This window comes from Flavobacterium sharifuzzamanii, from assembly GCF_003254585.1.
Classification (GTDB): Bacteria; Bacteroidota; Bacteroidia; order Flavobacteriales; family Flavobacteriaceae; genus Flavobacterium; species Flavobacterium sharifuzzamanii.
Genome location: NZ_QJGZ01000032.1, coordinates 65,403 through 88,559, shown reverse-complemented (window position 1 = coordinate 88,559; position 23,157 = coordinate 65,403). Strand labels below are relative to the sequence as shown.

The window sequence follows — 23,157 nt, the reverse complement described above, 5'->3', positions numbered from 1 at the left end:
CAATCTAAGAAGTCTAAAAATGAAAGGTGTTGCAATAACGGGAATGGGAATTATCTCTGCGATTGGCAATTCGGTTGAGGAAAATTATATTTCCTTGATTGAAAACAAAATCGGTGTTTCTCGTATTCAAAATATTTCGACTGTTCATGCAGATGTTATCAAAGTTGGCGAAATCAAAAAAACCAACGAAGATCTTGTTGATGAACTGAAATTAAATGAGGATAATAATTTCTCCAGAACCGCTATGATTGGCACTTTGGCAGCAAAACAAGCTGTTGAAAATGCTGGCATTACTGATATAAATGAATTTAGAACGGGACTTATTTCGGCTACAAGCGTGGGCGGAATGGACATGACGGAAAGACATTATTACGATTATTTCGAAAAACCAGAATTGACCAAATACATTACTTGCCACGATGGCGGCGATGTTGCCGAAAAAATTGCTGAAGAATTAGGTTTAAAAGGAATGGTGACAACTATTTCTACGGCTTGTTCGTCTGCAGCCAATTCGATTATGTTGGGTGCGAGATTAATCAAAACGGGAAAATTAGATCGCGTAATTGTGGGCGGAGCCGATGCTTTGGCAAAATTCACCATCAACGGATTCAAGACTTTGATGATTTTATCTGACGATTACAACAAACCTTTTGACAATACCAGAAAAGGATTAAATCTCGGAGAAGCTGCCGCTTTTTTGGTTTTAGAATCGGATGAAATTGTAGAAAAGCAAAACAAAAAAGTGCTGGCAAGAGTTTCGGGTTACGGAAATGCCAACGACGCTTTTCACCAAACTGCTTCTTCAGAAAATGGAGACGGCGCTTATTTGGCCATGAAAAAAGCGTTTGAAGTTTCGGGTTTAAAACCTTCTGAAATTGATTACATCAACGTTCACGGAACTGCAACTCCAAACAACGATTTGTCTGAGGGAAGAGCTTTGCTTCGAATTTATGAAAACGGAAAAGTTCCAGATTTCAGTTCTACAAAACCTTTTACAGGGCATACATTAGCGGCTGCAGCTGCGATAGAAGCCGTTTATAGTGTTTTGGCAATTCAGAATAATGTGGTTTACCCCAATTTGAATTTTGAAGTTCCGATGGTAGAATTTGATTTGAAACCGCAGACTACTTTAAAAAATAAAACTATCGAACACGTTTTATCCAACTCTTTTGGTTTTGGTGGAAACTGTTCAACCCTTATATTTTCAAAAAGCTAATGACGAAGACATATATAAATGGAGTAGGCTGTATTTCGACTCAAAAAACATTTGATACTGTTTTTTTGGAAGAAGCTGTTGTAAATCATGACGAAAATGTACTGGCAATTGTTCCGCCAGTATACAAAGAATATATTTCTCCTGCTGCCAGCCGACGTATGGCAAAAGGTGTGAAAAACGGAATCGTAGCTTCGGCTTTGGCCATGAAAGATGCTAATGTTGAAAATGTCGATGCCATTATCACAGGAACGGGATTAGGATGCATCGAAGATTCTGAAAAATTCTTAAAAAGCATTTTAGACAATAACGAAGAGTTTTTAACTCCGACATCTTTCATCCAATCCACTCACAATACCGTTGGAGCACAAATTGCACTTTTACAACAATGTAAAGGTTATAATTTTACCTACGTGAATGGCGCTGTTTCTTTTGAATCGGCTCTTATTGATGCTAAAATGCAGATTGAAGAAGCTGAAGCTAATTCGATTTTAGTGGGCGGTGTTGATGAAAATGGCGATTATACCACTTCTCTTTTTAAACTAAACGGACGAATTAAAGCAGATAATTCTGCTCCGTACGATGTTTTAAATTCTACAACGAGCGGTGCTGTATATGGTGAAGGCGCCAATTTTTTTGTTTTAGAAAACGAAAGAAAAGAAAACACTTATGCCGAACTTCTAGATGTTTCTATTGTAAATACGCTGGAAGAAAATGAAGTTGAAGCAGCAATTATTTCGTTCTTAAAATCAAATCATTTAGAAATTTCAGATGTTGATGCTCTTGTTTTAGGTTTTGACGGAAATGCCGATTTTGAGAATTATTATAGAAATCTTGCCGAAAATTCGTTTACCCAAACTCCTATTTTATATTACAAACATTTGAGCGGAGAATACGATACAGCTTCGGCTTTTGCTTTTTGGATGGCTGCTAAAATTTTGAAAACTCAGGAAATTCCTGAAATCGTAAAAGTAAATGCTATCGAAAAATCAAGCTACAAAACGATTTTATTATACAACCAATTAAACGGAAAAAACCATAGTTTTACGTTGCTGTCAAAATGATAACGCATAAAAACATATCGCTGTTTTTTATCTTTTTATTGCTTTTATTGTTTCTTCTGAATCTCTATAACGCAATTCATTTTCTGTGGTTTGTGGTTATAATTCTACTTTGGATTGGAATAAATGCCTTTGGTTCTGCACGAATTTCTTCCAATTATCATGTAAAAGCATTTTGCAGCAATCCTTTAGAAACAGAAAAAAAAATCGCGCTTACTTTTGACGACGGTCCTTGTATTTACACTTTAGAAGTTTTGGATCTTCTGAAAAAATACAACGCCAAAGCGACCTTTTTCTGCATTGGAAAAAACATCGAATCTCATCCTGAAATTCTCCAAAAAGTGATTGATGAAGGGCATTTAGTTGGAAATCATTCTTATTCACATTCTAAGTTTTTTGATTTTTTTAATGCTAAAAAAATAACCGAGGAACTTCAGAAAACAGACGCGCTTTTAGAAAAATTCACTTCCAAAAAAATAAACTTCTTTCGTCCGCCCTATGGAGTTACGACACCTTCGATTAGAAGAGCTTTAAAAATAACTGGACATAAAACAATTGGCTGGAATATTCGTTCGCTTGACGGAGGAACCCAAAATCAGGAATTAATTTTCAATCGACTCATTAAGCATATTTCTCCCGGCGGAATTGTACTTTTGCATGATACAGGCAAACATTCTGTTTTGGTACTGGAACAGTTTTTGCAATTTTTACAGCAAAATAATTATCAAGTCGTTTCGATCGAAGAACTTTTGAATCTCAATGCTTATGAAATTGGACGCGGATAAAACAGATTCGCTTGCGCGAAGACGCGGATAAAATGGATTCTTATTAAATAAAAAATTCGTGGCAATTCATGTAATTCGTGGCAAAAACATTAAGCACAATATTATAAAATATGAAAACTAAAATAGCACTACTCATTCTATTTATTTCAGGCAATTTGTTCGCGCAGGAACAAAAAATGACCGATGCCGAAATTGCTTCTTTTAAACAAGATGTAAATGTTGTAGCCAAAAAAATCAAAACCTTAAGTACCGATTTTGTTCAGTACAAGCATTTGGATTTTTTATCGAAGGACATTGAAACTTCAGGAAAAATGGTTTTTAAAGAACCTGCTTTGCTTCAATGGCAATATAAAAAACCGTACAATTATAGCATCACTTTCAAAAACGGAAAAATCCTAATTAACGATGAAGGAAAGAAAAGTGCCGTTGATATTGGAAACAGTAAAATCTTTGCGCGAATTAATAAATTAATTGTGGGTAGCGTAAGCGGAAATATGTTTGATGATAAAGAATTTACGATTTCGTATTTTAAATTGAAAGGTCAGAATCTGGCAAAATTTGTTCCGAAAGATGCGACGCTTAAAAAATACATTAAACAAATCGAACTGACTTTTGACAAAGAAGAAGCAACAGTTGTTCAGGTAAAATTGTTAGAATCATCTGAAGATTATACCCGAATTGTACTTAAAAATAAAGTGATCAATGCAAAAATCGACGATTCAGTTTTTACTAATTAATTGCTTTCTGGCAATTGTTTTAATTTCTTGTGGCTCGGTCACAAAAAATTATACGCCTAAAAAATTAGACAAAACGTCTTATACGGTTCCGTATTTTTCAGACTCAAAAACCGACTATGTTTATAAAACCAATATTAGTGTTTACGGAAATGAATTGTCTGGAATTTTCATTGCCAAGAAAATAAATGACACTACACATCGAATAGTTTTTACAACCGAATTCGGAAATAAATTAATGGATTTTGAAATCTCAGATACCGATTTTAAAGTCAATTCTATTGTGTCTGAATTAGATCGAAAAATTTTAATTAATACTTTGAAAGAAGACTTCAGACTGCTTTTAAAAAAGGAATATTCGATTCAAGAGCAATTCGAAAATGAATCGGCAGACATATATAAATCGGCAGATGGTAAACGCGACAATTACATTTTTATCTCCAAAAAAGATCAGAAATTAGAGAAGATCGTTCATGCTTCTCAAACAAAAGAAAAATTTACACTGCTTTTCAGTTCAGAAAACAATATTTTTGCCGAAAGGATTCAGATAATTCATCAGAATATTAAATTAAAAATCGAACTGAATTATTTCAAATCAGAATAAAAAATTAAACTAATCCTAAACTTAAAATCAATTAGAAATGAGAAATTTTGTTGTACTTGCATTTGTTTTATTAATCGGAATCCAAGCAGAAGCGCAAGTAAAAGTTAGTCCAGGACTAAGAGGTGGTTTGAATGTATCAACATTAACGAATATTGATGATAATAGCTCTAAAACTGATTTCTATGTTGGTGGATTGGTAAATATTAAATTCAATAAATTTTTCTCAGTTCAGCCAGAGATAAATTATTCAAAACAAGGTGATGAAGGAAGATATTTTGAAAACGGCCGTTATTATACTGAAAAATATGAGTTGAATTATATAACACTGGGAGCGGTTGCAAAATTTAACTTTGGTGGTGGAGGTTTTCATCTATTGGCGGGCCCTTCTTTAGATTTAAAAGTTAGTGATAATTATATAAATACTAACCCAGAAGATTTTGACATTGCATTTGTTGGAGGCCTTGGTTATACTTTGCCAAATGGTTTAACTTTTGAAGCTCGACTTAAACAAGGATTAATTGATATTTATGGTTATAATGGATATGATTATGGCAATGACGGATATTACTATAATGATGTAATCTTAAATCAAGTTTTCCAAATCGGAATTAGTTATACGTTTAAAACAAAATAAAAATGAATAAAAGAATATTCTTCTTTATTGCTGTTTTTTTCTCGGTTTTAAATATACAAGCCCAAGTAACCGTAAAGCCTGGATTAAGAGCTGGATTTAGTTTCTCTACCATTTCTGAAATGCACGCCGATTATAAAACTGATTTTTATGCCGGAGGTTTTACAGAAATTAAAATAACCAAAATTTACGCCCTTCAGCCAGAAATTAATTACAGCAGGCAAGGTTCTAATAATGTAGCGCGAAATTATTTTGATGAAAATACACAGACCAATAAAGTAGAGCATTTAGATCTTGATATAAACTATTTGTCTCTTTCTATGATAAATAAGTTTACGCTACCAATAGGAATTCAATTTCAAGCAGGTCCGACATTAGATATTTTATTGAATGATAATCTTGCTGTTAGAAAAGCGCAAAATGATCTTGGTTTGGTTTTAGGAGTTGCCTATGCTCTACCTTCTGGTTTGACATTTGAAGCACGATTCAAAAAAGGTCTACTTGATGTTTTAAGCAGCGATTATTATCAAAATGACTCCAATAATTATTATTTATTTGGAGATTATAACACAAATATTAATTTTCAGTTGGGAATCAGCTACTCTTTTAAATAACGAAAATAAAATAATGACTAAACAAAATTTAGCGATAATCGCATTAACTTTTTTTGCATTTTTAACAACACAAGCTCAAGTAACATTTAAACCTGGTATTCATGCTGGAATTAATATTTCTAAACTAACAAATACCGATCTTGGCAACAAAACAGATTTTTACATAGGTGGTTTTGGAGCTTTAAAACTTGGAAGAGTTTATACGCTACAACCTGAATTAACATATTCAAGACAAGGAGGAAAAGGGACGGCAGATATGGGTACAACAAGTATTTACAATCCAGAAACAAATACATATACAACAACTTCTGTTAGTGGAACTGTAGATGCTTCTTTACAATATATTTCAGCAATTACTATAAATAAATTTAATTTTACTGAAAATTTGTATGCACTAGCAGGACCTTTTGCTGATATTTTAATTGCTGATGACATAAAAGCAGAACCTAAAGAAAAAGAATACAATTTTAATAAAGGTGAAGATATTGACTTCGGAATTATTGCAGGCTTAGGATATAGCTTGAAAAATGGAATTGCATTTGAAGCAAGAGTAAAAAAAGGATTTACAAATGCTTTTACTAATTATTATGATGAAAGTAGTGATAGCAACAATTTAGTGTTTCAATTTGGTGCTGCTTATACATTTGGAAAATAAAAAATATGATTTTACAAGATTTTTATAAAATATTATCAGAAGAAAAAGTATCTGATTCAAAATATATTATTACAATTTTAGTCAATGCCAAGCATGAGGTTTTTAAAGGACATTTTCCTGGAAATCCTATTATGCCAGGTGTTTGTATGATTCAGATTATCAAAGAACTTACAGAATCTATTACCAAAAGTTCGTTGATGATTCAGTCTTTGGCAAATGTAAAATTCATGGCGCTGATTAATCCAGAGGTTAATCCAGAATTACGCTTGGAACTTGATGTTACAACAACTGAAGACGGTTTAGTAAAAGTGAAAAACACGACTTACTTTAACGACACAACTGCTCTTAAACTGAGTAATGTGTACAAAAAATTATAACTATGAAACTGTTACTGACATTACTTTTATGGGTTAGTTTTGCTGGAACGCCAGATTTGGCTTCGATCCGCAAAATGTATTCTGATGTAGCAAAATCAGAAAACAATGCCAAAGAATTTGTAGCCAAACTTTCTGGAGTTTCAAATAATGATGATAAAATTTTGGTGGCTTATAAAGCGGCTTCTATTTTATTGGATTCTAAATTTGAAAAAAAATTTAGCCAGAAAATGGATCGTTTTAAAGAAGGTGCAAAATTACTTGAGGCAACAATAAAAAGTGATCCAAGTAATATTGAAATGCGAATGATCCGATTGAGTGTTCAGGAAGATGTTCCCGGTATTACAGGCTACAAGAAAAACATTAAAGAAGATAAAAAATTCATAACGACGTATTATGCTTCGCAAAGTGCAACTTTGAAAGATTATCTTAAAGACTTTGTTTTACAATCTAAAAGTTTCTCTGAAAAAGAGAAGCAATTTGTAAAGTAAGCTCAAAAAACTCTCCATGAAATCACAGCAAGAATTACTCAGTTCGACTAACTTTTGCGTTATTGTGCCCACTTACAATAACCAAAAAACACTAAAAAAAGTACTGGATTCTATTTTAGATTTCACCACAAATATCATTATTGTCAATGACGGTTCAACCGATTCTACCAGTGAAATTCTAAAATCATATTCGCAGCTGACTCAAATTCATCATCCTAAAAATTTAGGAAAAGGACGAGCGCTGAGAAACGGATTTAGAAAAGCATTGGAATTGGATTTTGAATACGCCATTACAATCGATTCTGACGGTCAGCATTTTGCTGCAGATATTCCTGTTTTCTTAGAAGCAATTCAAGAAGAGCCAAATGCGCTCTTGATTGGAAGCCGAAATATGGCTCAGGAAAATGTTCCGAAGAAAAGCAGTTTTGGAAATAAGTTTTCTAATTTCTGGTTCAAGTTTGAAACCGGAATCAAGTTAGACGACACACAATCTGGTTTTAGATTGTATCCGCTTCGATTGCTTCCAAAAAGTTTTTATACCAATAAATTTGAATTTGAAATCGAAGTTATCGTTCGTGCGGCATGGAAAGGAATTGTAGTAAAAAATATTCCAATTCAGGTTTTATACGATCCTGCAGAAAGAGTTTCGCATTTTAGACCATTTCAAGATTTTACCCGAATCAGTATTTTAAATACTGTTTTGGTGACCAATGCTTTGCTGTATATAAAGCCAAGAGATTTTTTTAGAAGAGCTAAAAAAAAAGGGTTTAAAAAATTCTTTTTAGAAGATATTTTAGAAAGCAATGATTCTAATTTTAAAAAATCGGCCGCAATTGCTTTAGGTATTTTTATCGGACTTTCGCCTTTTTGGGGATTTCAAACTATATTGCTTTTTACCTTTGCTGCCTTGTTCCGACTCAACAAAGTCATTGCTTATCTTACTTCAAACGTAAGTTTTCCGCCTTTTATTCCGTTTATTATTTATGCTTCACTTCAAGTTGGGAGTGTTTTTGTAACCAGCGATACGCCACTGGTTTTAGACAGTTCAATCACCCTCGACGATATTCAAAAAAATGCTACACAATATATCGTAGGAAGTCTTATTTTAGCAACCGTTTCAGCGCTATCAGTTGGTCTTATAAGTTATTTGCTTTTAACGGCTTTTAGTTCTAAAAACAAACCGAATATTTAAGTTAAGTTTGCCACAGATTAAAAGGATTAAAATGATTTTTTTTTCGCCACGAATTTCACGAATTTACACAAATTTAATTGTGGTGATATTTAAAACTTCTGATAAAAAACAGAGTTAAAATCTATCTAACCCTTTCAATCGGCAGCAAAAAACAAAACAAATTTATGCCCTTTTTCAAATTAAGAATTCGTGAAATTCGTGGCAAACCAACACAGATTAGAATCTTTTTAATCCTTTTAATCTGTGGCAAAAAAAATAATAAATAACCATGCATCAATACTTCTACGCCATTCATTTATTTGTAAACCGAAGAAAATCTCTTTCGGTTCTATTGGCTGTTTTGATGCTTCTATTTTTTGGATTTTTCGCTTCAAGATTGAAGTTTGAAGAAGATATTACCAAACTTATTCCAACCAACGACAAAACCGATGTTACCGCCAAAGTCTTAAAACAATTAAATTTTGCCGATAAAACTACCGTAATTTTCAGTTTGGATAAAAATGGTTCTGCCGAGGATTTGAAAGAAATGGCAACTATATTTTCTGACAGCGTTTCTAAATCTTGCAAACCGTACATAACAGGAATTCAAGGAAAAATTGATGAAGAAAACATTCAAGAAACAATCGATTTTGTTTACAATAATTTGCCACTTTTTCTAGATGATAACGATTATTCGGCTATCGAGAAGAAACTTCAAAAAGACAGTATTGCAGCAACCGTTCAAGGAAATTACAAATCGATTATTTCTCCTTCGGGATTTATTACCAAAGATTTTATTCTGCAAGATCCGTTTGGGATTTCTTTTATTGCTCTAAAAAAATTACAGCAATTAAATATTGGTGACGATTTTACTCTGGAAAATGGTTTTGTAATGACAAAGGATAAAAAGAAATTACTGCTTTTTATCACTTCGAATATTCCGTCGAGCGAAACAGAAAAGAATACCATTTTTGCAGAAAAACTGAAATCGATTCAAGAAAATCTCAATGCACAATTTAAAGGAAAAACGTCTATTAGTTATTTTGGTTCTGCTTTAATTGCTGTTGCCAATGCCAATCAGATTAAGGGAGATATTATTTTAACAACATCAATTGCGATGTTCACTTTAATGCTGATTCTTATTTTGTTTTATAGAAAAGTATTAATTCCGCTTATTATTTTCCTACCGACTGTTTTTGGCGGTTTGTTTGCGGTTGCCTTTTTATATTTCGTTAGAGAACAGATTTCGGCAATTTCATTAGGAATTGGTTCTATTTTATTGGGAATTACAATTGATTATTCCATTCACATTCTCACACATTACAAACATAATAGCGATGTAAAAACGTTGTACAAAGACATTACGATGCCGGTCATCATGAGCAGTTCTACAACCGCAGTTGCTTTTTTATGTCTGCTTTTTGTAAAATCGGATGCCTTAAACGATCTCGGAATTTTTGCTGCTGTTATTGTTATGGCAACTGGAGTTTTCTCACTTTTGATTGTTCCTCATTTATACAAGCCAACAGAAAATCCAGCAGAACACAAAAAGAATGTGATCGATAAAATGGCTCATTTTTCTTTTCACAACAATAAAATCTTAATCGGACTTTGCGTTATCATTACCATTATCTGCTGTTTTACTTATAATGATGTTGGTTTTAATAACGATTTATCGCAACTGAATTTTATTCCGAAAGAAATCAAAGCTGCCGAAAAACAGTTGGAAGAAAGCACAAGTTTAACTTCCAAAACCATCTATGTCGCTTCTTACGGAAAAACCATGGAAGAAGCTTTACAGCACAATAGTAAACTTTTTGATGATTTATCTACAGCAAAAAAACAGGATAAAATTTTAAATTTCAGCTCCGTTGGAGGCATTGTTCTTTCGCAACAAGCCCAAATAGAAAAAATTAAAAAATGGAATTCGTTCTGGACTTCACAGAAAAAACAATTTGTAAAATCTGAATTAATTGCCGAAGGTTCTAAGCTTGGTTTTAAACCAACAACATACAATCTGTTTTTTGATCATTTAGATTTCAATTTCAAACCTGTTTCTGCAGCTGAATTTCTAAAAATTAGAGCGCTACAGTTACAAGAATTTATAACCGAAAAAAATGGTTTTTATACCATTTCAACTTTAGTAAAAGTAACGCCAGAACAACGAGATGTTTTTGTAAAATCGGCTTCAGCAAAAGAAAACATCATTGCGATTGATCGCCAGCAGATGAACGAAACGTTTTTCAGCAGTTTAAAAACCGATTTTAATTCGCTTGTAAATTATTCATTTGTTGCTGTAATTTTAATTCTATTTTTCTTTTTCCGAAGAATCGAATTAGTAATCATAAGCTGTATTCCAATTGCCTTAACCGGAATTGTGACCGCAGGAATTATGGGCATTTTTGGCATTCAGATGAATATTTTCAGTATGATTGTCTGCACTTTAATTTTTGGTCATGGAGTTGATTTTAGTATTTTCATGACCAGCGCCTTGCAAAAAGAATATACCAATGGTGTTAACGAAATTGCCATATACAGAACTTCAATTATTCTGGCAGTTATCACGACAATCTTAGGAATCGGTGCAATGATTTTTGCCAAACATCCTGCGCTTACTTCTATTTCATTGGTTTCATTAATCGGGGTTTTTGCTGCGTTAATTATTACTTTTATTTTCTATCCGATTTTATTCAAACTGTTTTTATCGAATCGTCCGAAAAAAGGAAATCCGCCTTTTCAGTTAAGAACTTTTATTCATGGCGTAATTTCATTTGCTTATTATGGTTTGGGCGGAATCGTAATGTCGATTTTCAGTTTTACTATTATGCCGATTTTGCCTTTTAGTAAAAAGTCCAAAATGAAAACTTTCCGATATGTGGTTTCAAAATTCATGAAATCGGTATTGTATTCAAATCCTTTTATTCGCAAAAAAGTAGTTAATAATTTCAATGAAACTTTTGATAAACCAGCCGTAATTATTGCTAATCATTCTTCGTTTCTGGATATTCTTTCAATCGGAATGTTAAACCCAAAAATCATTTTCTTGGTGAGCGACTGGGTTTACAACTCTCCTATTTTTGGCGGTGTTGTGAGAAAAGCGGGATTTTATCCTGTTTCTGAAGGTCTTGAAGGCGGAGTAGAACATCTGCGTAAAAAAGTAAACGAAGGATATTCTCTGATGGTTTTTCCAGAAGGAACTCGATCAGAAAACAATGTTATAAAGAGATTCCATAAAGGTGCTTTCTTCCTTGCCGAAGAATTTAAAATCGATATTATTCCTGTGGTTATTCATGGTGCTTCAGAACTAATTCCAAAAGGTGATTTTGTTATTCACCACGGAAAATTGACAGTTACGATTTTAGAAAGAATTGCTCCAAATGATCTTTCGTTTGGAAATAATTATGCCGAAAGAACCAAACAAATCAGTTCGTTTTTTAAAGCAGAATATCGTAAAATTAGACAAGAACTTGAAGGCCCAGATTATTTCAAAACAATGCTGATTAACAGTTACGATTATAAAGAAATTGAAATTGGGCAAAGCGTAAAAAAAGATTTGAAACCGAATCTCGAAACGTATTACAGCTTAAATGAACACATTCAGCCAAAAGCAAAAATCCTTCATTTAGGAAATGATTATGGACAACTGGATGTTTTGCTTGCTCTACAAGAACCACAGCGCAAAATATATTCTTTTGTAAATGATGAAGAAAAATTGCTGGTTGCCAAAACGAATTATATCGTTACAAAAAGAAAAATATTTTATCTCGAGAATATAGAGTCCGCGACTGAAAATCATTACGATATACTTTTAATTTCCGACGAAAGTTATCACGATGAAATCGAAAAAGTAATTTCGAATGTTGCTTCTATAATTTTAGTGAATTGCTCCCGTTTAAGAAATCAGTTTGAAGATTTTGAAATTGTTTCTGAAGAAAATACTTTACTAGTTTTAAAGAAAAAAGGATGAAAAAACAGTACGATGTAGTTATAATTGGCAGCGGTTTAGGCGGATTGGTTTCTGCTGTTATTCTGGCAAAAGAAGGCTACAGCGTTTGTGTACTCGAAAAAAACAATCAATATGGCGGAAATCTTCAGACTTTCGTTAGAGATAAAACCATTTTTGATACGGGAATTCATTATATCGGAGGTTTAGGTGAAGGTCAAAATCTGAATCAATATTTCAAATATATAGGAATAATGGATCATTTGAATCTAAAAAAATTGGATGAAAATGGTTTTGATATTATTTCTTTTGATGATGATAAAACCGAATATCCGCATGCACAGGGTTTTGAAAATTTCATTAAACAACTAACCCAAAACTTTCCAGAAGAAAAAGAGAATCTCGAAAAGTACTGCCAAAAAATAAAAGCTGTCTGCAAAGCATTTCCACTTTACAATCTAGAATCGGAGGGAAAATATGACGACGAAATTTTAGCGCTCAACGCGAAAGAAACCATAAATTCTTTTACTGAAAATGAAAAACTGAAAGCTGTTTTAGCTGGTTCCAATTTTCTCTACGCTGGTATTCCGGATAAATCGCCTTTTTACGTTCATGCGCTTGTGGTCAATTCATACATTGAAAGTTCATGGCGTTGTGTAAATGGTGGAAGCCAGATTACCAAGCAATTGCTGAAACAGCTTAAAAAATATGGCGGTGAGTTTTTTAAACATAAAGAAGTCACGAAAATTGAAGTCATAGACCAAAAGGTAAATTCTGTACAAATGAAAGACGGAACTGAAGTTTCTGGAACGTATTTTATTTCGAACATCGAACCAAAAACGACTTTGAAAATGGCGGGTCAGGAAAATTTCAGAAAACCATTTTTCAATAGAATTCAGAATTTAGAAAACGTACTTTCTGCTTTCAGTCTGTATATCGTTTTTAAACCCAAAACTTTCAAATATATCAATCACAATTATTATCATTTTAAAAGTGCTAATGATGTTTGGACCGCTTACGAATACGATGAAAATTCATGGCCAAAAACTTTTATGGCTTCTATGAATCCGTCGAAAAAAGACGAAGAATGGGCAGACGGAATGACATTTTTGACTTATATGAAATATGATGATGTTAAAGCTTGGGAAAACACTTTCAATACTACTTTTGAAGAAAATGATAGAGGAGAAAGTTATGACGAATTCAAAGCGAAAAAGGCATCAAAATTTTTAGAAGAAATAGAGAAAAAATTTCCTGGGATAAAAGATTGCATCAAATCGGTGCATACTTCTACTCCGCTTTCTTATCGCGACTACATAGGCGGAGACGGCGGAAACATGTACGGATATGTTAAAGATTCAAATAATCCGATGAAAACTATGATTCCTACTAAAACTAAGATAGAAAATCTTTATCTTACAGGCCAAAGTATTAATATGCATGGTGTCTTAGGAGTTACAGTTGGAGCAGTCATAACCTGCTCTGAAATTGTAGGAAAAGAATATCTGCTGGAAAAAATTAAAAAAGCATCTGAATAAATCATTATGAAAAACCGAATCTTATATATCTTCTTCCTCGGTTTTTTTAGTTTGCTGATTTCCTGCGGTACTTCAAAATCAAAAAAACACAGACCTGATCTTACTGGTTTAAATGATACAAAACCTGTTGTCACCAAATTATCTGACAGTATTTTTATTGCTGGAAAAAATTCGCTTTTAAAAAACAAACAAGGTCTCTGGGAATTATATGTCGAAGGCGATCCGCTCGAAATTGGACTTTCAACCGGAGCTTTGACCGATTCACTTTTGCACAAACAGCAAAGTATCTTTTTTTCAAAAATAACAGATTTCATTCCGTCAAAATTTCAGCAGAAGTTGCTTCGTCAGTTTTTAAAATGGTACAATCGTAAATTGTATCTGAATGTTCCTGACGAATATCAAACTGAAATCTATGGCGTTTCTCAATATTCTTCAAATGACTTTGATAATATCGCACCGCAATACCAGCGCAGTTTATATCTGCATGCCGCACATGATATTGGACACGCTTTACAGGATTTAGCTTTAGTTGGCTGTTCTTCTTTTGCGGCTTGGGATGAAAAATCAGAAGACGGAAATTTAATTCTGGCGAGAAATTTTGATTTTTATGTCAATGACGCTTTCGCGGAAAATAAAATCGCTGCCTTTATAAAACCAAAAGAGGGATATCCGTTTATGATGGTAACTTGGCCAGGAATGATCGGCGCTGTTTCTGGAATGAATTACGAAGGATTGACTGTAACAATAAATGCTTCGAAATCTAAAATTCCGCTTAGCGCGAAAACTCCGATTTCGATCTTGACCCGCGAAATTTTACAGCACGCGAAAAATTTAGATGAAGCGATTTCGATTGCAAAAAAAAGAAAAGTATTTGTTTCTGAATCGATTATGGTTGGAAGTGCAAATGATAACAAAGCTATTCTGATTGAAGTTTCACCAAATAAAATGGACGTTTATGATGTTCCTAACAGTGATCAATTAATTTGTTCCAATCATTTTCAAGGAGAAGCTTTCAAAGAAGATAAACGAAATCTCGAACAAATTGCCAACAGCCATTCTGAATATCGATATGAAAGAATGCAGGAGCTTTTATCTGAAAATCCAAAAGTAAATCCTGAGATTGCTTCGGAAATTCTTCGAAATAAAGAAGGCCTGAAAAATATTTCTCTAGGATTTGGAAATGAAAAAGCGTTGAATCAACTTCTTGCTCATCACGGAATTATCTTTAAACCAAAAGAAAAATTGGTCTGGGTTTCGGCAAATCCGTTTCAATTGGGCGAATTTGTCTGTTATGATTTAGATTCGATTTTTGGTGGAAACCACAATGCAACAAAATCTTTTCAGAACGAAAGTTTGAATATTGCCAAAGATCCTTTCTTGGAAACGACCGCTTTTCAGAATTTTAAAAAATTTAAAATTGAAGATCATAAAATAGATTCTATTATAAAGAAAAAAGAAACTGTTTCACCAGAATTTATTGAGCATTATCAAGCATTAAACTCTGATTATTGGGTTGTGTATTATAAGACAGGATTGTACTTTTACCAAAAAAAGGAATTTCTTCAAGCTAAGCTTAATTTTGAAAAAGCTTTGAGTCACGAAATCACTACAGTTCCTCAAAAAGAAGAGATTGAAAAATATTTAAAAAAAGTCAAAAGAAAATTACAATGATTCCAGCAATAGAAAAAGATTCTTTAGAAGAGATTAAAATTTTTCAAGAAAAAAAATTAGCCGAACTTTTAGCTTATATCAGTGAGAATTCTCCTTTTTATAAAAGACTTTTTTCAGGACAGAATATTGATATTTCGAAAGTAAAAACGCTGGAAGATTTACAACATTTGCCTGTTACAACCAAAGAAGATTTACAGCAATATAACGATGATTTTTTGTGTGTTCCGCAACATAAAATCATTGATTACGCTTCAACATCAGGAACTTTAGGCGACCCTGTTACTTTTGGTTTAACCGATTCTGACTTGGATCGTTTGGCTTATAATGAAGCAATTTCCTTTGCCTGCGCCGGAATTGCAGAAGGAGATGTTGTACAGTTAATGACCACAATCGATAGAAAATTTATGGCAGGTTTAGCTTATTTTCTAGGACTTCGAAAACTGAAAGTGGGCGTAATTCGAGTTGGTGCAGGAATTCCAGAAATGCAATGGGATTCTATTTTAAAATACAATCCGAGTTATTTGATTACGGTTCCTTCTTTCCTTTTGAAACTAATTGAATATGCCGAAATGCACGGAATCGATTATAATAATTCTAGCATAAAAGGCGCAATCTGTATTGGAGAATCTTTGAGAGAACAGGATTTTTCAATGAATATTTTATCGAAAAAAATTACAGATAAGTGGAATATTAAGTTGTTTTCGACTTATGCATCTACCGAAATGAGCACTGCTTTTACAGAATGTGAACACGGAAAAGGCGGACATCATCATCCAGAATTGATCATTGTAGAAGTTTTAGACGAGAATAATCAGCCTGTAAAAAATGGCGAAACGGGCGAATTGACTTTTACTACTTTAGGAATTGAAGCAATGCCTTTACTGCGTTTTAAAACGGGAGATATGGTTCAGTTTCATGATGAGCCATGCGCTTGTGGCAGAAACACTTTACGTGTTGGTCCAGTTGTTGGCCGTAAAAAACAAATGATTAAATATAAAGGAACAACTCTTTATCCGCCAGCGATGAACGATGTTTTGAGCAGTTTTGATAATATAGAAAATCATTTGATTGAAATCTCTACAAACGATTTAGGAACAGATGAAATCTTGATTAAAATTGCCGTTAAAAATCAAACTCCAGAATTTTTACAAGAAATAAAAGATCACTTTAGAGCCAAATTAAGAGTGACTCCAAAAATAGAATTTGCTTCAAAAGAAGTTTTGAATCCGTTGGTTTTTAATCCAATGAGCCGAAAACCAATTCGATTTTTTGATTACCGTTAAAGGTACAAAGTTACAAAGGCTCAGAGGTACAAAGGTTTAACATCTGAATATAAAACCTTTGCAACTTTGCCACTTTGAACCTTTGAACCTCAATTTGGTACAAATTGAACTAAAAGTTGTAATTTTGCAAAAAATTACGAAGATGGTCAAGATTGGCAACATAGAATTACCCGAATTTCCTTTATTATTAGCACCGATGGAAGATGTTAGTGATCCGCCGTTTCGCAGATTATGCAAAACGCACGGAGCTGACTTAATGTATTCTGAATTTATTTCGTCGGAAGGATTAATTCGTGACGCTATAAAAAGCCGCATGAAGTTGGATATTTTTGATTACGAACGCCCTGTTGGAATTCAGATTTTTGGTGGTGATGAAGAAGCGATGGAAATGTCATCTAAGATTGTTTCTACTGTAAAACCTGATTTAGTGGATATCAATTTTGGATGCCCAGTAAAAAAAGTCGTTTGTCGTGGTGCAGGTGCAGGAGTTTTAAAAGATGTTGATTTGATGGTTCGTTTAACCAAAGCGGTTATCAAAGGAACCGATTTGCCTGTTACAGTAAAAACCCGTTTAGGCTGGGATGATAGCTCAATAAATATTGATGAAGTTGCAGAAAGACTTCAGGATATTGGCGTTCAAGCTTTGACAATTCACGCCAGAACTCGTGCTCAAATGTACAAAGGTCATTCTGACTGGTCTCACATTGCGCGTGTAAAAAACAATCCAAGAATTACAATGCCAATTTTCGGAAATGGCGATATCGACAGTCCAGAAAAAGCATTAAAATATAAAAATGAATACGGAATTGATGGTATCATGATTGGTCGTGCTGCAATTGGTTATCCGTGGATTTTTAACGAAATCAAGCATTATTTCAAAACGGGTGAGCACTTGCCTGCTCCAACGGTTATTGATCGTGTTGAAGCTGCTAGAAACCATCTACAATGGTCAATGGATTGGAAAGGCGAGCGTTTGGGAATTGTAGAAATGAGACGTCATTATACCAATTATTTCAAAGGAATTCATTCGTTTAAAGAATTCAAACAAAAATTAGTTACTACAGATGCTCCTGAAGATTTATTTGCTATTATGAAAGAGATTGAAGAGGCTTATGCGGGATATGAGTTTGTTTAGAATTTTAAAAAACTTTAGTTCTAAACAAAATTAAACACAATCATTGTCATTTCGACGAAGGAGAAATCTCCGCAACTAAGTCCATAACAAAAATCCAATCTTTGTCGAGCTTCTCGCGGAGATTTCTCCTTCGTCGAAATGACAAAAATGATGAAACAAAAAAAAGACCTTCAAAATTTGAAGGTCTTTCTTGTTTATTAAACTTGAACTCTTTTCCACTTTCCTCTTTTATAGAAAAATATCCCTGTTAAAGTGATTGCTGTTTCAGCAACAGGAATTGCGATAAAAACCCCAGTTGGCCCCATATTAAAATGTTTAGCAAGAACAAAAGCTAATGGAATTTGAAACAGCCAAAAACCAAAAAAGTTAATTCCGGTTGGTGTCCAGGTATCTCCAGCTCCATTGAAAGTATTGATTAAAACCATTCCGATTCCGTAGAAAATAAATCCAATACTCATAATCTGCAATGCTTCAATTGCAATGGTTTTGACCTGCTGATCATTCGTGAAAAACGAAATAATATATTGTCCAAAAACTAACGTAATAACCATAATCGAAGCCATGAAAATCACATTATATCGGGCTGTCGTATATACCGATTTTTCGGCACGTTCAATTTGTTTAGCACCTAAGTTTTGTCCAACTAAAGTCGCAGCGGCATTACTTAATCCCCAAGCCGGAAGTATAAAAAACATCATTATTCTTAAAGCCGTTTGGTAACCTGCAGAACCGTGATCGCCTCCTGTTGTCGCAACTAATTGCGCTAAGAAAATCCAACTGCAGGAAGCAATTACAAATTGAAGAATTCCAGGTGCGGCGATTTTTACTAAAGCTTTGATTTGTTTAAAATCGGGAGCAAAATAGGGTATTTTAATTTTTAAAATTCCGTTTCCAAAAAACAAATGATATACTTGATATAAAACTCCAATACTTCTTCCAATTGTCGTTGCCAACGCTGCGCCGACTAATCCAAAAGCAGGAACTGGTCCTAAACCATTAATTAAGATTGGACATAAAATAATATTGCAAATATTAGCAATCCAAAGGCTTTTCATAGCAATAGCTGCATTTCCTGCTCCACGGAAAATTCCGTTTATTAAAAACAAAAGCATAATGCACAAACTAGAGCCAATCATAATTTGAGTAAATCGGAAACCATGTTCGGCAGATTCTACAGAAGAACCCATTAAAATCAAAATATCTTTTGCGTATATAATTCCTAAAATGCTCATTATACTATTAATTGCAAATGCAATTATAATGGCTTGCATTCCAGCTTTTGCGGCTGCAATAGGATCTTTTTCTCCGATTCTTCGTGCAACAACAGCGGTTGCAGCCATACTCATTCCGATGGCAAGAGAATAAATTACTGTTAGCACAGATTCGGTTAAACCAACGGTTTGAATGGCAAAACTGCTGTGTTCTAAATGTCCGACGAAATACAAATCGACTAGAGCAAAAACCGATTCCATCATCATTTCTAAAACCATCGGAATGGCTAATAGAATTACAGCTTTTTTTATACTTCCAGAAGTATAGTCAAAAGATTCGTCGCCTTTTAAGGCTTGCTTAATTGTGGTAAAAATTTTAGAAAAGAAACTTTTCTTTATAGTTGTTTCTGTCATGATGTGTTAGGATAAATAATAATATTGGTCCAGATGCTTTTTGATCTGAACTAAAAAAGTAAAAACGTAAGTATCCTAATTATTCTAAAAAAATAAAATAGGATTAGGCAGAAACAATCATATGCTGTAGATTTTCAAGGAAGTAAATATAAGTAATATTTCTAAAGAAAAATTAATCTAGCAATTTTTTACTTACGCGACTGCTTGCAATTAATGAAGCAACAAACCCTAATGAAATAATTGTCGTCATTACTATTAGAACATTTTCAACTGTAAAAACAACTGGATAGGCCAAGGTTGGCGTAATCATTATAAGTTCAAATTTCTGCTGCAATATCACGAGGATAATGCCTAAAACAAGTCCAATTAAACCGCCAAAAACGCTTAATAAGGTTCCTTGAAGCAAAAATATTTTTCGAAGATCGCCAATGTCAGAGCCTAAATTGAAAAGTGTTTTAAGGTTTCCTTTCTTTTCTAAAATCATCATAATCAATGCGCCAATTAAATTAAAAAGTGCCACAATGATAACTAAAGTGAAGATTAAATAAACAGCAATATTCTCTGTATTAAGCATTTTATACAAAGACTCATTCAGCTGTGCTCTATTTCTTAAAGTAATTTTATCTTTAAAAATAGAATTAAGCTGTTTCTTTACAGCTTCTTCATCTGCGTTTTCTTTTAATTTAAATTCTAGTCCGGAGATTTGATTGTGCTTATACATTAACAATTCTTGTACTAAGCCTAAATCTGCAAATACATATTTTGAATCTAAATCTTCGCTGATTGAATAAATTCCAACAGGCAATACATCAGTTTTATTGAAAGCTTCTTCTGGATTTTCAATTCCACCTTTTCCTGGTTTGGGAGCAAAAATCTGAAGCGGATTTTCAAAATCTAAAATCCCCATGGAGAAATTTTGAGCTAAACCATAACCAATTACAACCTGATAACTATCTGGTTTCAGCCACTGACCATTAAAAAGTTTCTTCTTAATATCGTTGACAACGGGATATAGACTGTCAACTCCTTTCAAATATGTAACTTGCTGTTTGTCTTTGAACAAAAACAGCACACGTTCTTCAATAATTTTGGTATAAGAAGCAACACCATTGATTTTCTTTATCTGATTTTCCTGATCTGGAGTAAATAAAAAAGACTTTCCATAGGTACTCGTCAATTTTAAATCAGGATCAATTTCATTTGTAAACGAAAGACTAAAAACCTTTAATCCGCTAAAAACAGATAAAACCACAAACAAAGCCATCGTTCCAACAATGATTCCCATGCTGGCAATACGATTGATGATATTAATAGCATTGTTTTTACTACTGCTAAAAATATAACGTTTGGCTATGTATAAAGGGAAATTCAAATTATGACTTTCTTCTTTTTTCTAAAAGATCACGGTTTTCTATTGGGTTTTCTTTTCCTGCAAGTGCATTGTCAATTTTCTCAATATAGTCTAGAGAATCGTCTATAAAGAATACCAAATTCGGAACACGGCGTAATTGCAAACGCACACGCTGTGCCAAATCATGTTTGATTAAAGTTGTGTTCGTTTTTATTGCTTCTAAAGTTTCTTTGGCTTTTTCTTGCGGAAAAATGCTTAAATATACTGTTGCTACAGATAAGTCTGTAGTTACACTTACTTTGGATACTGAAATTACCAAGTTTGTAATTCCGTTTTTTCTCACTTCACCTTGCAAAATGTCAACCAGATCTTTCTGAAGAACACCGCCTATTTTTTTCTGTCTATTTGTTTCCATACTGCAAAAATACTAAAATTTAGTCGTATTACATGTTCTTTTAATTGTTTTAAAAGCTGATAAAGGTCATAGCGTTTGAGTGAATTATTCTACACATTTGATATAAATATAAAACTAATCTATCATGAAAAAAAGAGAACCAATTAGTCACATTATGACAAAAACTGTTGTGACTGCAAACGAAAAAGATGATCTAAAAACCGTAGTCGAAAAACTAAAAACAAATACAATTCGTCATATTCCAATTGTAAAAGGTAAAGAAGTAATCGGAATAATTAGCCGAACAGATATTAACCGATTAACTTTTGGAGCTTTATTTGAAGGTCAGGATAATGCTGATGAAGCCATATTAGAAATGCTAACTGTTCCTCAGGTAATGACATCCAAGCCAAAGACCGTTTCGGCTGATACTATAATAAGAGATTTGGCTGAAATTTTTGTAAAAGAAGATTTCCATGCGCTTCCTGTTGTTGACAATGGTGAACTTAAAGGAATTGTAACAACTACCGATGTTATAAAATATTTATTAGAACAATACGATTAAATTATACTTGAATAAAAAAGGGAGCTAAATGCTCCCTTAAATTTTATCTGTCTTGCAACCATCCTTCTGGATTGTTGTTAGATGTATTTTGAAGAATCAAAAACTTTATTACTGTCTTTCCAGTATCTCCACTCGTTCTTACTTTTCCAATACTTTGTTTAAGTTTTACTTTATCTCCCTGTTCTACAAAAACCTGACTCAGATTCTGATATACTGTAAAATAATCTCCATGCTGAATAAAAACTGCTCTATTTACAGGAGATAATGCAATTACTTTTGATACAACGCCATCAAATACAGCTCGGGCAGTGGCTCCTTGTTCTGTTGTTATTTCTACTCCAGAATTATGAACCGTTAGAGATGGATGTAGCGGGTGTGGTTGGTCTCCGTAACCAAGAGAAATAAATCCTTTTTCTACTGGCCATGGCAATTTTCCGCGGTTTGCCTTAAAGTCTGCGGCCAAAATCTTGCCTTCAGGTGTTAATGCAATTTTGTCTGAAGAATATGTTTTAGGCGGATCATTACTTTCTGTAGTTTTACCTTCTGCTATTCTCTTTCTTCTCTCTTCTTCTGCTTTCTGATTTGCTAATCTAATTTGTTCTCGAATCAATTCTTTGATTTTTGCATCAATTCTTCTCGATTCCTGCTGTTTAGATTTTGTATCTGCAATAATTTTATTCTTATCTTTTTTAAGCGAATTAACAAGTTTCTGCTGTTCCTTTTTTTCTGCTTCGAGAGAAACTTTCTCTTTTTGATTTTCGGCAATTATTTTTTTCTTTACTTGTCTTTGCCCATCCAATTTAGCATTAAAATCAACTAACTGAGCAGTTTTTGACTGGATTTCAAGACCTTGATTTTTTCTAAAAGCCGTATATTGCTTTAAATATTGCGCTCTTTTATAAGCTTGTAAAAAACTTTCAGAAGATAAAATGAACATGGCACGGCTCTGTTCAGAACGGCTTTTGTAGGATTTTAAAATCATCTTTGCATAATCTTCCTTTAGAACTTTTAGTTCCTTTTTAAGCTTATTTACCTGAACCTGATTAATATACATGTCATTACTAATCAGCTTTTCTTGCTTTGCTGTCGTATTAATTAATTTCTCTTTCAGCTTGATTTTGTTAGCCTGAATTATATATTCATTTACAGCAGATTTCTCTTTTTTTCGAACAGACTGAAGCATCTTTTCGTTATCTCTGATTTCCTGCTGAATTTGAGCTTTACGCTGTTCCAGTTTTTCTTGCTGTGAATCCTGTGCCCATACAAATGTAGTGGCACAAACTAAAACTAGACTTAGAAGAAATTTTGGCATGTTTCTG

The 23,157-nt window shown here is 33.3% G+C and carries 21 protein-coding genes; 17 read left to right on the top strand and 4 right to left on the bottom strand.

The window, feature by feature from the left end:
* The first annotated feature begins 19 nt into the window (after window positions 1–19).
* The 16 genes from DMA14_RS02930 (at window position 20) to dusB (ending at window position 17,903) form a co-directional block, all read left to right on the top strand.
* Window positions 20–1,216: a beta-ketoacyl-[acyl-carrier-protein] synthase family protein gene (locus DMA14_RS02930; RefSeq protein ID WP_111422996.1), complete on the top strand. Its 1,197-nt coding sequence runs from the start codon at window positions 20–22 to the stop codon at window positions 1,214–1,216.
* Window positions 1,216–2,277 carry a beta-ketoacyl synthase N-terminal-like domain-containing protein gene (locus DMA14_RS02925; RefSeq protein WP_111422994.1) on the top strand — a complete coding sequence of 354 codons (1,062 nt, stop codon included), beginning with the start codon at window positions 1,216–1,218 and terminating at the stop codon, window positions 2,275–2,277. The genes DMA14_RS02930 and DMA14_RS02925 overlap by 1 nt, the downstream gene beginning before the upstream one ends.
* On the top strand, window positions 2,274–3,059 hold the full coding sequence (locus DMA14_RS02920) for a polysaccharide deacetylase family protein (protein WP_111422993.1): 786 nt from the start codon (window positions 2,274–2,276) through the stop codon (window positions 3,057–3,059). The genes DMA14_RS02925 and DMA14_RS02920 overlap by 4 nt, the downstream gene beginning before the upstream one ends.
* A 110-nt stretch (window positions 3,060–3,169) precedes the next feature.
* Window positions 3,170–3,796, top strand: a complete 627-nt coding sequence (locus DMA14_RS02915) for an outer membrane lipoprotein carrier protein LolA (RefSeq protein WP_111422991.1) — start codon at window positions 3,170–3,172, stop codon at window positions 3,794–3,796.
* On the top strand, window positions 3,762–4,397 hold the full coding sequence (locus DMA14_RS02910; RefSeq protein ID WP_111422990.1) for a hypothetical protein: 636 nt from the start codon (window positions 3,762–3,764) through the stop codon (window positions 4,395–4,397). The genes DMA14_RS02915 and DMA14_RS02910 overlap by 35 nt, the downstream gene beginning before the upstream one ends.
* Before the next feature lie 37 nt (window positions 4,398–4,434).
* On the top strand, window positions 4,435–5,031 hold the full coding sequence (locus tag DMA14_RS02905) for a porin family protein (protein WP_111422988.1): 597 nt from the start codon (window positions 4,435–4,437) through the stop codon (window positions 5,029–5,031).
* Between the two features lie 2 nt (window positions 5,032–5,033).
* On the top strand, window positions 5,034–5,642 hold the full coding sequence (locus tag DMA14_RS02900) for an outer membrane beta-barrel protein (RefSeq protein WP_111422986.1): 609 nt from the start codon (window positions 5,034–5,036) through the stop codon (window positions 5,640–5,642).
* 13 nt (window positions 5,643–5,655) lie between these two features.
* Entirely contained in the window at window positions 5,656–6,297 is a 642-nt protein-coding gene (locus DMA14_RS02895; protein ID WP_157957648.1) for a porin family protein, read from the top strand.
* A gap of 5 nt (window positions 6,298–6,302) precedes the next feature.
* Complete coding sequence (locus DMA14_RS02890; protein ID WP_111422983.1) at window positions 6,303–6,674, top strand: hotdog family protein; 372 nt, start codon at window positions 6,303–6,305, stop codon at window positions 6,672–6,674.
* 2 nt (window positions 6,675–6,676) lie between these two features.
* A complete protein-coding gene (locus tag DMA14_RS02885) occupies window positions 6,677–7,162 on the top strand; it encodes a hypothetical protein (protein WP_111422981.1) in 486 nt (161 codons plus the stop codon).
* A 16-nt stretch (window positions 7,163–7,178) separates the two neighbouring features.
* Window positions 7,179–8,354, top strand: a complete 1,176-nt coding sequence (locus tag DMA14_RS02880) for a DUF2062 domain-containing protein (protein WP_111422980.1) — start codon at window positions 7,179–7,181, stop codon at window positions 8,352–8,354.
* Between the two features lie 268 nt (window positions 8,355–8,622).
* On the top strand, window positions 8,623–12,300 hold the full coding sequence (locus DMA14_RS02875; RefSeq protein WP_111422978.1) for a 1-acyl-sn-glycerol-3-phosphate acyltransferase: 3,678 nt from the start codon (window positions 8,623–8,625) through the stop codon (window positions 12,298–12,300).
* Complete coding sequence (locus tag DMA14_RS02870; protein WP_111422976.1) at window positions 12,297–13,814, top strand: phytoene desaturase family protein; 1,518 nt, start codon at window positions 12,297–12,299, stop codon at window positions 13,812–13,814. The genes DMA14_RS02875 and DMA14_RS02870 overlap by 4 nt, the downstream gene beginning before the upstream one ends.
* Before the next feature lie 6 nt (window positions 13,815–13,820).
* On the top strand, window positions 13,821–15,485 hold the full coding sequence (locus DMA14_RS02865; protein WP_111422974.1) for a C45 family autoproteolytic acyltransferase/hydolase: 1,665 nt from the start codon (window positions 13,821–13,823) through the stop codon (window positions 15,483–15,485).
* Window positions 15,482–16,768 carry a phenylacetate--CoA ligase family protein gene (locus DMA14_RS02860; RefSeq protein ID WP_111422972.1) on the top strand — a complete coding sequence of 429 codons (1,287 nt, stop codon included), beginning with the start codon at window positions 15,482–15,484 and terminating at the stop codon, window positions 16,766–16,768. Before DMA14_RS02865 ends, DMA14_RS02860 begins: the two co-directional genes overlap by 4 nt.
* A gap of 142 nt (window positions 16,769–16,910) precedes the next feature.
* Complete coding sequence (gene dusB, locus DMA14_RS02855) at window positions 16,911–17,903, top strand: tRNA dihydrouridine synthase DusB (protein ID WP_111423087.1); 993 nt, start codon at window positions 16,911–16,913, stop codon at window positions 17,901–17,903.
* Between the two features lie 197 nt (window positions 17,904–18,100).
* Here the strand turns inward: dusB and DMA14_RS02850 are convergent, their stop codons facing one another.
* The 3 genes from DMA14_RS02850 to rbfA form a co-directional block, all read right to left on the bottom strand.
* Entirely contained in the window at window positions 18,101–19,528 is a 1,428-nt protein-coding gene (locus DMA14_RS02850; RefSeq protein ID WP_111422971.1) for an MATE family efflux transporter, read from the bottom strand.
* A gap of 172 nt (window positions 19,529–19,700) precedes the next feature.
* The gene (locus DMA14_RS02845) at window positions 19,701–20,900 is read right to left on the bottom strand and encodes an ABC transporter permease (protein ID WP_111422969.1); all 1,200 of its coding nucleotides are present in this window, start codon (window positions 20,898–20,900) and stop codon (window positions 19,701–19,703) included.
* A 1-nt stretch (window position 20,901) separates the two neighbouring features.
* On the bottom strand, window positions 20,902–21,294 hold the full coding sequence (gene rbfA, locus DMA14_RS02840; protein WP_111378779.1) for a 30S ribosome-binding factor RbfA: 393 nt from the start codon (window positions 21,292–21,294) through the stop codon (window positions 20,902–20,904).
* A gap of 124 nt (window positions 21,295–21,418) precedes the next feature.
* On the opposite strand from rbfA, the gene DMA14_RS02835 reads away from it, so the two are divergent.
* Complete coding sequence (locus DMA14_RS02835) at window positions 21,419–21,838, top strand: CBS domain-containing protein (RefSeq protein WP_111422968.1); 420 nt, start codon at window positions 21,419–21,421, stop codon at window positions 21,836–21,838.
* A 43-nt stretch (window positions 21,839–21,881) separates the two neighbouring features.
* Here the strand turns inward: DMA14_RS02835 and DMA14_RS02830 are convergent, their stop codons facing one another.
* Entirely contained in the window at window positions 21,882–23,150 is a 1,269-nt protein-coding gene (locus tag DMA14_RS02830; RefSeq protein ID WP_111422966.1) for a murein hydrolase activator EnvC family protein, read from the bottom strand.
* Window positions 23,151–23,157 lie beyond the last annotated feature (7 nt).